The following is an 11,334-nucleotide window of genomic DNA, read 5'->3' as shown; positions in this document are numbered from 1 at the left end:
TCATTTCGCACATCGTTGAGATAGGTAAGTGCTAATGTGGCTGCGTTGGTTAGTGGAGTTAGTCACGGGTAGAAGTGAAAATAGTGGGTATATCGTTCGCTGTTTTTTGGTACTTTGAGGAATGATTTTTAGGTATCTGTTGAGCATTCATCCATGTCACATTATGTGATACCTTGAGTACATTGGTAGCTAACAAAGGAAGTGAATAACTTGGATTGTTATAGACAGAAAATATCAGCAGACGCAAATCTTACTGATCAAGATGGTAAATCGATTATGGTTGATTGCTCTGTTACATTGCCTTTGCTTTTTGGTCAGCCTGCAGAGGTCCGGGTTGGAATTCCAAATGAGGCAATGCCTATACCGAACTTCAAGACTCCTTGGCAGATTAAAACTCTTCAAGGGACTGAAATAATTACTTTAGAAGATGTTCATTACCGAAGCTTAACTACCAAAACCCTTTTAAAAAGAAAGTGTGGTTCAACCCCAGTAGATCTGAGTCATATAAAAAGTTTGACGATAGAAATGGCTTTTAAGTCGTCTGATTATAGGTTTTCAATTTATATATCTGATACGGAATATTTTAGGACGTTATCTCTTGAAGAAAATCAATATGGTATTAGCCAAATAGCTATGTTCAGTCACCCAACTCTTGGTGAAATTGTTTTACAAAAATATAGTATTGAATCTGCAATGCTTAATAGTAGTGGCTCATTAAAACTACATGGCTATAGGCTAGAAGTTGAATGTTGTAGATCTAATACTAGCCCTGAATCTATCATTAATACAATCCAGCCCTTACTTGATATATTGTCTTTTGTTTCACGCCAAAGAGTGTTGGTTTTAGGTTGGGAACATCAAACGGAAAATGAATGTATTAGGCACTGGAAATATCCACTAAATGCGATACAGACTGATTATGCCTTATATGAGCCTCGATCTTATTTAATGAGTCGTAAAGTTGATGAGCTAGAAAAAATGATCAATATAGGTTTATCGAATTATTACGGTTTGGATGACTCAGAACAGGATATGGTACATAAACTTAGCTTTGATCTTTGTTCATCAGTGCAACGTAGAGATGATGCTAAATTTATGGCCTTATTCACAGCTCTGGAGTCTTATGCTAAAAAGCTGAGCCTTACATTAGAGCTAGATGAAACAAGGTCAAAATCCATTCAATTAATAAAAGAAGCGGCAAAGCCACATAAAAAAGTCGACCATGAAGTATACCAAATGATAATGGACCTAACTTCAGACATTAAAAAAACTTCTGCTGCTGACTCAATCGATAATTTTTTATCTAAACATCGCGTGTTTAAAGAAGAGCTTTGGTCAATCCGAGGAAAAAGTGGATTGCTTAATATTAGAAATCACTTAGCTCATGAAGGTAATCATAATGTTGACCATCAAGGGTTGGCAGTTGCAACGTTACATCTAACGATACTCATTGAAAGAGTTATTTTAAGGGCTCTTAACTTAAAGCTTGAATCATCTGTTCAATGGGAGCTAAGACAAGAACCTTGGCTCAATTTAGAATACGCAAATAGATTAAAAAATTTAATTATACTCAACTAAAATCCTAGATCGCTGGGTCGGTCACACCAGACTTGCCCTGTAATCTCGCTCTAAGGCTTATCCTGTTTAACCTCTTACATGATGTAGTTCCTGTAATTATCGTGACGGCGTCGTCGATGTTGAATCTTCAAGGTGAATACCGCATTATCTATATATGAAGTGCGTCTGTGTGCCATTAAAAAAGCTCCAATAAATCATGAGGTAAGATGAAGAAACCTGATCAAGTGTCTTTGTACTTTCTGTCTGACTTAGAGAAGTTTCGGATCTTTGTCGAACTATCAGAACGCCATTGGTCTGAAGAATTAATCAAGTACAATGAATCTGATATAGAAACGAACGAGTTCATTTGCTGGGATAGGTACAAGTATCGCAATGATTTAAGCGCACATTTCCAAGAAGTTTTTCCTCAATACCAGAAACAATCTTTTTTGCTCATGTTGGTATCGCTTTTTGAAGACTATCTAAACCAGTTGTGCCACAGCTTTCATTTTGAAAAGGGATTAAGTTGTACTTTAAAAGACTTTCGTGGCTCAGGTATTGAGCGAGCAAAAAACTACTTGCGTAAAATTGCTGAAATTGAAGTTCCTACAGGCACGGCCTTTTGGAGCAAAGTTATCGAGGCGAGAGATATTAGGAATATCATCGCTCACAATGCTGGGCATTTAGATGAAAATCTACATAGTAAACAACTTAGAATTGTTGCCAAAAACCTCAATTTAAATTCGCATCAATTTGCTAGAATTCATCTTGAAGTTACACAAGTGTATGTCTTTGAAGTTATTAAAGCTATGGCTAGTGTCGTTAATGTTCTCTGGCGTAATACAACGGAAGATTCCTAACAATTGTTCAGAGGGATTCCAACTCGATGCATTTTTATAATGCGTTGCTCATTACCTTAGCAGGACAAGTAGCTTTTATAAACAATAGGTAAGTACATGAAAGAGAAGTTAGTATCATTTGATCTTGAAACAGATACAGTCATGTCATTGCAGTGCTTACTTGATGCTTTATCTCAAATTGAAAGTGGGCAAAATTCATACTTCAAATGGGCAGTGATATACGGTCACAACGCTGTTCAAGCAGCAATGTGTTTAGCTCTCATTACATCGGACTCACGCCTAGTTCGGAAAAAAGATAGTTTTCACTCTGAGTATGGTGATTTAGATAATATCGAATGGCTTTACGAAAAATTGCGGATAGAGTACTTTCTGCCTTACATGGGTAGCCAAGTAATTGATAGTCAGCGGTTTGAAAGAGTGAACATTAGCCGTTTGCAGACTGTTAGGAATACATTCATTCATCAACATCCATCTGGCTATGTCTTTACGCTCCATGAATTAGTAGATTTAATCCGTATTTCTGTTGATCTAGTAGGTTTCTTAGTCAATGAAAGTGAGCGTTTAGCTCTAAATGATCATACAAAATCTCAAATAAAGGATTTGGTGGGCAAGTTGAGTGCTCAACTAACAAGAGACTATGTCGTCAATAGCTAATATTTAGCGCTATCTCTGTCCCACATTACACCGTCGCTAGCATTATTCTGCCCCTTTATGAGTTAACGTAAATACTCTAAGGTCGCCTTTGAGCGATCAGCAGACGTTGAGGTTGGCTAAATATAACAAGTTAATTGATTGGTCAAACTGTGTCGTTTGCACATATATTCAAGTAAACGAGCAACGCGCGCATATTGTTCCATTTAACTTTGCTTTAAGATAATAAAAATTATGTGATAGTAATATCTTAGGTAATTTGTTAAAACTATATAAAGTAGGTAAATGAGCGTTATATCGGCAGAAATATGCGCGATTAGCGTACTGTAAACCTAATTAGGTATTATCTTTCCAGAATTAAGTTCAATTATAGGGAAATAAGTATGAGTAAAGTTCGGTGCAACTTAAAAGATCCTTTTCCAACGGAATTATTGGCTACTTTAGATTTAGGGAACATGGATGGTCATAGAGACCCTTTAGTCGAACGAAGTTTTATAGCAACAAGATCAATAAAATCATTTAAAAATGATAATCACTCCATAATTATTGGAGCTTTTGGTACAGGGAAAAGTGCTATTTTCAATTTGATGAGAAACAAGAGTGAAATTCTAGATGTTTATAAGAATGACCTAATTGTAACGATCGATGAACAAATACAGTTTGAACAACTGAAAGAAGATTCAAAAAAATATTTCCCAATCCTATCTCAGAAGCTAACCTTCCAGTTATTATGGAAATTTCAGATTTGTAGACGAATATCAGAAGAAATATCATCTCTTAATAATTTTCCTGACAATGATTATGAGACCTACCTTAGCGAGTTTTTAAGCCGAACAGGTGGAAGAGGTGGTCATTTATCAATATTAAGTCGACTAAAAGAGCTATTTGGAAAAGTATCTTTCAAAATAAAAGCTAAACTTTCAGATATACCAGTTGATGTTGAGTTATCAAAAGGTGCTGAAAAATCTATCAAACAGATTGAGCTTAATTTAGATAAAGTCATAGAAAATATATCTAAATCAATCGAAGAAAGAGGGATTCGTCAAGCTACAGTCATTATTGATAAATTAGATAAGTTTGTTGCTGGTGAAGAGTATGAAACTCAAAGGTCATATATTGAATCATTACTAGAGCTTGAAGACGACCTTTACACTGAAGATAGAATAGGTTTTAAAGTATTTCTAAGATCTGACTTATATGATCGTTTGGACTTCTCAGCTCTTGGTCCTGATAAAGCAGAAGATAATACTTTAAGGCTTGTTTGGAATAGAGAAGAAATTAGGGCATTTGTTGCACGAAGAATGTACCTTGCATTACAAGATGCAGGTATCTGGCAAATGACAAATATTTTTGAATCTAGTGATATGTCAGATTACCAATTGCGTTGGTATGAAAAAGTACTGCTTAAAGAGAATAAATCTGGAGTTAAATACAAGTGCTCTCATTACTATAATAAGCTCTTTGGTAGAAAAAAAAGTAAGAGAACACTTTTTGAAAAGTTAGACCTATTAATAATTAACAAACTATTCTCTTCAGACTTGCTTCATGAATGTTCCGAAGGTAATGAAGAGCCAATATTGAACTATGATTTTTTTGATACGCACTTTTTGGATGGCAACAGTTCATGTACTCCTCGCTACATGCTTGTCTTTTTAAAGGAGCTTTTAGAGGAAGCCAATGAGTTTTATTACAACAGTCCACACATCCATGTAACACCTGTGCTTGAAGGAGAAGATTGGGTTTATAATATCTTTGATTCACATTTAGTCTACAAAGCATATACTCAATCCAAAGAAAAGTTTATTCGCCATGTTAGTAAAGTTGATGATAATTGGACGAGCCATATCATGGAACTTCTCGAGAAGAAAGGTGGCAAGCAAACATTTGACTATAAATGGATAAAAAGAAACATCCAATTTACAGATGGTGATGACCAAGCTTTAGTATTTTTAATATACTTACAAGTTATTGGCTTTTGTAAGCCTGTTAAGTATGAAAGAGACATTAAAAAGCGCAATTTTGAATTACCAATCTTATATAAAACAGCGAAAAATGTTAATTAAATATGGCCTTACAATTGTATTAGTAACAGTTGAGTCAGTTCTGCTTTACTACTTATATAAAATTAAGGGAGAGCTAGATATTCAAAGCATTCAAAGCAAAGGGGTCAAATCTTGACTCCAGACATTATTCTCCTGACCGTCTGCAATTCGCACGTGCCAGACTCTAACTTCGAGTCTGGCTTAGGTTCAAATTTAAGCATCGATCTGTTCTGATACTTCTAACGCATCATCAACTTCTATTCCCAAGTACCTGACAGTGCTCTCTAGTTTTCTATGGCCAAGTAGAAGCTGACAGGCTCTTAAATTTTTAGTTTTTTTGTAAATTAGTGATGGTTTGGTACGTCTCATTGAATGAGTGCCATATTGAGTCTTATCTAACCCAATTGAGGTGACCCAAGAGTCAACTATACGTCCATATTGACGGGTTGAAAGGTGTTCAGAGGAATGAATTCGTGACTTAAACAAGTAATCATAAGAATTGAGAGTAAATTGCTCTATGAGCGCCACAATTGATTTCCTTGTATTTCCAGTAATTTCAAATTGAACAGGCATACCAGTCTTTTTTTGAACGACTATTGCCCGTGATTGGATTGTTTTACCATGTGCAATGTCATTAACTTTTAGTGAAACTAAATCACACCCTCTTAGTTTGCTATCTATGGCTAGGTTAAATAGTGCTAGATCTCTTATTTTATGAAAAAGTTCCAGTCGTATTCGGATAGCCCATATTTGCTGTAATTTTAGAGGTAACTTTTGTCCTACAAGCTTATTTTTATTCCAAGGCTCTTTAGGCTGATATATAGTTAACTGGTGCATTAGTTGTACTCCGGTGTTTATGGAGTTTTAAGCTTAGCTCGCTACAAAAGAATTCGGGTATGAGCGATCAGCGGTCATTGAGATTGGCCAAATATAATAGTTAATTGATTGCTCATATTGTGCCATTTAACTTTACTTAAAGCTTTAGAAAACTTAGTAGTAGTAATACTTTAGGTTATTTGTTAAAACTATATAAGATAAATAAATGAGCGTGGTGTTGGCAGAAATGTGCGCACTATTAATGTGTTGGAATTTTATGGAGCTACAAATGAGTAAAGTATTAGAATCAGCAAGTGAATCAAGAAAAACAGCTGAAAAATTTGATCTTTCGTCATCTCAAGTATTCAACCAAATTTGCGAATCTGTAAAAGTTCACTCAGAACGTGGAAAGTTCTCTTTTGCAAAATCGTTATTAAAAAGTGCCGTTACAAAAGAAGAGCTAGAAGAAGTTTTATCTGAAGTAAAAAGTAAAGGTTACAAAATAACTATGCACTCTGAAAAAGAAGATTCTTGGCTTTTCGAAGTATCATGGTAAAGGACTTCTAACAAGACGCGTCAATCGGACTTCATAAGCGGTTGGAAACTGATATTAGCAAGGTATAGTAGCAAATTGAATGTTACGTTATTAGAAATATGTTCGATTAACGCACTATTTAAATACTGTGTTTTATTTGCGCTGCGCACTATACTGTTTATACATTCAGTGTTAACATCCGCAAAATTTTGAGTAAGGAGTAGGATATGGTCACAGCACTAGATGTTGCTAAGGTTTTGGTTAATTACCAAAATCAAGAAGACAGTGATTTGTCTAATCTAAAACTGCAAAAGTTAGTATGGTATTGCCTCGGTTTCTGCGGTGCATTGACAGGTAAGAAATTATTTGATGATGAGATAAAAGCTTGGGAGCACGGGCCGGTTGTACCAACTTTATATCATGAGCTTAAAAAGTTTGGTCGAAACCCAGTAGAACTGGACGTTAACCCTGATTTAGAAGAGAAGTTTGAAAAAGAACAGCTAGAAGTCATATATGAAGTTGCTGAAGTCTTTGGTAAATATAGTGCCTGGAAGCTAAGAAATATGACTCATGAAGAGGCGCCTTGGCTAAATCATGAATCAACAGCGGGTACAATACCTTTTAATGAAATTGTTGAATATTTTAAAACTAGGCTAAATTAATAAACGCATGGCTGGAAAAATCAAAGGAAAGATTAAAGATGCGGATAAAGCATCTAAAAATACTCAAGGTAATAAGTCTCGATTCCAGGTAAACGAGAATACTCAAGACTATGATAGCAGCAAAATAGTTTTTTCTTTGGAGCGCGTTGTAAATGGAAAGCATTGTTTTAGTAAACTAGATAAAAACCATAAAGCTTTTTTTGCTGAAGCTATTTTTCGTCGTAAACACCTCTCTTGGAGAGAGATTCAAGAAGAAAATCGACATGGCTTAGGATGCGAAAAGATTGCTAGAAATTCAATTAAAGTGGCTATCCCGAAAGAGATTCCTGAAGATACAGAATACTTTCTTGCCTTCCGATATAAAGCTAAACACCCTGTTGTAGGTATTAGAAGGCAAAATATTTTTTACGTGCTTTGGTTTGATCATAACTTCAAAGTTTATCCTCATTAAAAAAATAACAACCACTTTACTCTATCGCTCTAGTTCGTTGGAAAGTCCAGTAACACGTGTGCTCTGTCTTAGCCCATACGTAATGATTCCTTATATAGGTACTGTGTAAAATGAGACCTATGAATCACACAGCTTCAAAAAGTTTCCTGCAAAGCACAGCATTCCCTATGTCTTCTTTTGGCACAAAGCTGACCTTAGGCTCTAACTCACTTTTGTCCAAAAACGAGTTTACCCGACCGTCTGCTTCGCTCATAGTTGCCAGTCAGGTGAGTCCTAATTTATCTAAGTTGTATGAGCAGATATGTGAGCAACAAAAAATAAGTGATGCTATAAAATTAAGACTTTTATAGCGTCACTTATACATTCACTGTATTACTGTTAGCGGTTATTGTTCAGGTTCTATGATGCGAACAGGACCTATTAACCCTGAGCTCTGCAGCTTTTTATTTTTCTCTTTTGCAAAAAAGTTATAACCTGTGAAAGTCACACGCTCACTCTTTGGCGGTGGCTCATTTGCATTGAGCCAAGGCACAGTTTTACCTGTCATTTTATAGCCACTGGTGTCAGGTAATGCCTCATCACCAATTAATCGGTTAACCCATGTATTGGTTACTTTTACTTCGAGTTCGTTGTTACCAGCCTTGAGCTCATTACTGATGTCTAAAGCGAATGGTGGTTTCCACAATGTGCTTAGCTTTTTACCATTGAGTGTGACTTCAGCTATTTGCTGTACCTCACCTAAATCAAGGTAAATAGCTTTATCAGAATTGATTTGCTGTTTAGTGATAGAAAATGTTTTGGAATAATGAGCGGTGCCAGAATAATGCTTGATACCTTCTTCTGAGCGTGTGCTCCAATCTTGTAATTTATCAAATGTAACTAATCCTGGGCCTGCCAATCTTTGATCAAACTTAATGTTCCACGGGCCAGCCAGTTCTTTTATTTTCGCTCCTTTTTCAGCGTTTAGGTATACATCTTTCACCAGTTGAGAGTAGGCACCGGTATATTGTGGTGTTTTATTATCGCGACGGATCAAAATAAACCGGCTAGCATAAGGTTCAAGTGCTAAATCAATGATGATTCGATTACCGTTTCTGCGAAAACTTTTGATTTGCTCAATTGTGCCATCAGTATTATTCCAAATTTCTGGAGTACCATCACCGTTACGGATATCGACACTGATTTGTTGAAATTCTGGCTTTTCGCTATGAAAAAAATATAAGTCATTACCATCGATACGACGTTTAGCAAATACTTTGACGGGTTCATCGTTTATCAGTAAATCGGGTTGCAATTTTAACTGCTTAATCGACTCTTCAAGAGTGGCGTTGCTTACCATCCCTTTTTTATATGGGTTTATAGTGTTTGCGGTGTTTGGCCAAAGTTCATCAGCAATTTGTTTAAATTCGGCTTTTTTTGGCCACTCACTAAAACCAATGACTTGTTTTGGCTTGTTACCAATAACAGTTGCGCCATCGGCTACTAATGTCTGAATACGTTTCAACGTGTTTAAGTGGAGGTAGTCCGTTTGGGTCAAGTATAACGCTTTATATCGAGTTCCTTCAGGTAGGACTAACCAGCCATCTTTTACACTGATTCGGTTAAGCAATACATCGGTGTTGGTAAAGTCGTGTCCAAAGCCTGCGGGTATTTCAACACCGCTATTTCCTCGTATTGGTGCAACGTCACCTAAATGCACTAAAAAATCTGCGTCTGGCACACCTTGTTGTAATAGGTAAGATCCACGGGCTAAATATTTAAACCAATGCGTGCCACCATTATTCCACCATGTTTGAGTGCGATCGATATGAGACCCAATTGAGTCCATTGTCATACCAGGCTTAATATGATTATTTGGCTGATGGGCGAAGCGATGGAACATGGTTTCGTTAATGCCTCGTGCCCACATTCGGTCGCCATGATGCTTATAGAAGTATGGGTGACCTTTCCAGTTTACGGTTGTAGAGGTAAATGATTCCGCGGAAATGATTTTTTTACCGTAAATATGACCAGATGAAATGGCAGCACTAGTACGCCCATGATAGACCTTGTCTGTTCCTGGGAATGATTTTACCCAAAACTCACCCATTAAACGGTCTGCTTTACCGCCTGAGGCTAGTTCATCAAATGGACCCCAGCCATAAGGTTCAATGTATGACTCTAAACCATATTGGTGAGATAAACGGGTAAATTCACCAAAGTAGTTTTCAACCATTAAATCAGACTGATGCTGACGTAACTCTTGTAAAATAGCACCCGTATGCTCAGGTGATTCAATGACACGCCCTGTTAATAAAGGTAACCATTTAATTAAGTCGTAACCAAACTTTTCTTGGAAGGTGTTTTCTATACCTGCGGTCCAGTTTTGTCCACCCACTTCATAACTGTCAATTTCAGTGGTTTTAAGTGACTTGATGCCTTTTGCTTGTACTTTTCTCATTAACTTACCTACAAAAGCATCAAAGTGAAACTGTAGGGCTTTAGCATCAAATTTATCCACTTCTAACCCTTCGCCTTCAATAGTGGCGGGAACGTTATAAGCGCCGGTGCTGGTGTAACCAAAACGCAAGATGCGCCAGTCTCCTTTAGGGAGTTTTATGCCATGTTTGGGTAACTCACCACGGTTTAATACTACAACATCTTTTGCTTTAGTGATCGCTTCAGGGTTAATGTTTGGTGATAAGCTTACGCGGCCCCGTTCCATCGAATTCATTGAAAACCAATCATCAATTCGTGGTACAGACCATAAGTCGAAACGTTTAAGTGTAATTGGTTTATCGAAAACTAAGCGAAAATACTTAGCTTTATAGCCATCTGTTTTATCACTGACAAGTTGCGGGCTAAAAGCCCATAATCTAGCACCTGGGCGAGGGCGCCTTAGTTTTTCAACGACTGTAGTGAAATTAATACCATCAGCCGATATTTGTAAGGCAGCATCGCCATGGCGATCAGGGGTTTCAATGTGTAAACTGCGTAAGGACGTAGGTTTATCAACTTCGACTTGTACCCAGTAGTTATCTTCTTGATTTTTATTGAACGTTAATGTGCTATCCCAGTCATTGTCAGTCAGTAAAGCAGGGTTTAATGTAGGATCTGAGACGGTTATTTTCGCATTGGCAAACGCATTGCTTTGGTTATATTTATTTGCTGGTAGCGCAATAACGGCGACATCGCGATAAAACTGCTCATAAAAACCGGGTTGCGGTGGAAGAATCTTAGCACCATCTTGATTTATTTGTACTGCTTGCTCCGACCAAGTAATACGTTTCATTGACATTTCTGGAGTCACCCATGGCCCACCACTTGAAGTCCAGCCATCGGCGTTATGGATACCAAACTCAATGTCATTTTTATCGGCTTCTGCTGCAGCATGGACAAGATGATCATAAAATTCTTCAGTGCCAAAACGGATAGGGCCATCAGATGAATAGAGTTTATTACGTCGGTGCACATGGAAAAAGATTGCTCCCCCAATCCCGGCTTCTTTCATGGCTTTAAAGTCCTCAGTAAATCCCGGTTTACTGAGGTTACCATTCATGGCATGCATCCATGTTTTTGGTAAGTAATTCTTTTGAGGATCTTTAAATGAATCAGAGGATAATTGCTCTGCTAGTGCATTAAATGAAAATACAACTATAGCTAATGGCTGAAGGTGATGAGTCTTGAATTTCATATTGTTCTCTTTAAAAAATTTAAGGCACAGGTTTAGTTTAGAAGGAAGCGTTTTTTAGTCTTGTAGGGTAATTTACAGAGCATGTGG

The 11,334-nt window shown here is 37.0% G+C and carries 9 protein-coding genes; 7 read left to right on the top strand and 2 right to left on the bottom strand.

All coding sequences use genetic code 11. The features are described from left to right. Positions 1–210: 210 nt before the first annotated feature. The 4 genes from B5G52_RS12770 (at position 211) to B5G52_RS12755 (ending at position 5,131) form a co-directional block, all read left to right on the top strand. Positions 211–1,578: a hypothetical protein gene (locus B5G52_RS12770; RefSeq protein WP_087533027.1), complete on the top strand. Its 1,368-nt coding sequence runs from the start codon at positions 211–213 to the stop codon at positions 1,576–1,578. Between the two features lie 206 nt (positions 1,579–1,784). Then, the gene (locus tag B5G52_RS12765) at positions 1,785–2,417 is read left to right on the top strand and encodes a hypothetical protein (RefSeq protein ID WP_087533026.1); all 633 of its coding nucleotides are present in this window, start codon (positions 1,785–1,787) and stop codon (positions 2,415–2,417) included. A 96-nt stretch (positions 2,418–2,513) separates the two neighbouring features. Beyond that, complete coding sequence (locus B5G52_RS12760) at positions 2,514–3,071, top strand: hypothetical protein (protein ID WP_087533025.1); 558 nt, start codon at positions 2,514–2,516, stop codon at positions 3,069–3,071. Positions 3,072–3,451: 380 nt separating this feature from the next. Beyond that, on the top strand, positions 3,452–5,131 hold the full coding sequence (locus B5G52_RS12755) for a P-loop ATPase, Sll1717 family (RefSeq protein ID WP_087533024.1): 1,680 nt from the start codon (positions 3,452–3,454) through the stop codon (positions 5,129–5,131). Between the two features lie 192 nt (positions 5,132–5,323). On the opposite strand, the gene B5G52_RS12750 is transcribed toward B5G52_RS12755, so the two are convergent. After that, positions 5,324–5,947 carry a tyrosine-type recombinase/integrase gene (locus tag B5G52_RS12750; protein ID WP_010388419.1) on the bottom strand — a complete coding sequence of 208 codons (624 nt, stop codon included), beginning with the start codon at positions 5,945–5,947 and terminating at the stop codon, positions 5,324–5,326. A gap of 268 nt (positions 5,948–6,215) precedes the next feature. Here B5G52_RS12750 and B5G52_RS12745 point away from each other — a divergent pair, with 268 nt between their 5' ends. The 3 genes from B5G52_RS12745 (at position 6,216) to B5G52_RS22210 (ending at position 7,574) form a co-directional block, all read left to right on the top strand. Then, entirely contained in the window at positions 6,216–6,482 is a 267-nt protein-coding gene (locus tag B5G52_RS12745; RefSeq protein WP_140394323.1) for a hypothetical protein, read from the top strand. Positions 6,483–6,688: 206 nt separating this feature from the next. Beyond that, positions 6,689–7,123, top strand: a complete 435-nt coding sequence (locus tag B5G52_RS12740; RefSeq protein ID WP_076923038.1) for a Panacea domain-containing protein — start codon at positions 6,689–6,691, stop codon at positions 7,121–7,123. A gap of 7 nt (positions 7,124–7,130) precedes the next feature. Further along, positions 7,131–7,574, top strand: coding sequence for a hypothetical protein (locus B5G52_RS22210; protein ID WP_217896188.1), 444 nt, complete (start codon positions 7,131–7,133; stop codon positions 7,572–7,574). A 385-nt stretch (positions 7,575–7,959) separates the two neighbouring features. Here the strand turns inward: B5G52_RS22210 and B5G52_RS12730 are convergent, their stop codons facing one another. Then, positions 7,960–11,247: a glycosyl hydrolase gene (locus B5G52_RS12730; RefSeq protein WP_087533022.1), complete on the bottom strand. Its 3,288-nt coding sequence runs from the start codon at positions 11,245–11,247 to the stop codon at positions 7,960–7,962. Positions 11,248–11,334 lie beyond the last annotated feature (87 nt).

The sequence above is a fragment of the Pseudoalteromonas sp. A601 genome, from assembly GCF_002165575.1.
Classification (GTDB): domain Bacteria; phylum Pseudomonadota; class Gammaproteobacteria; order Enterobacterales; family Alteromonadaceae; genus Pseudoalteromonas.
The sequence above is the reverse complement of the archived record's forward strand: the minus strand, read 5'-3'. Positions and strand labels throughout refer to the sequence as shown.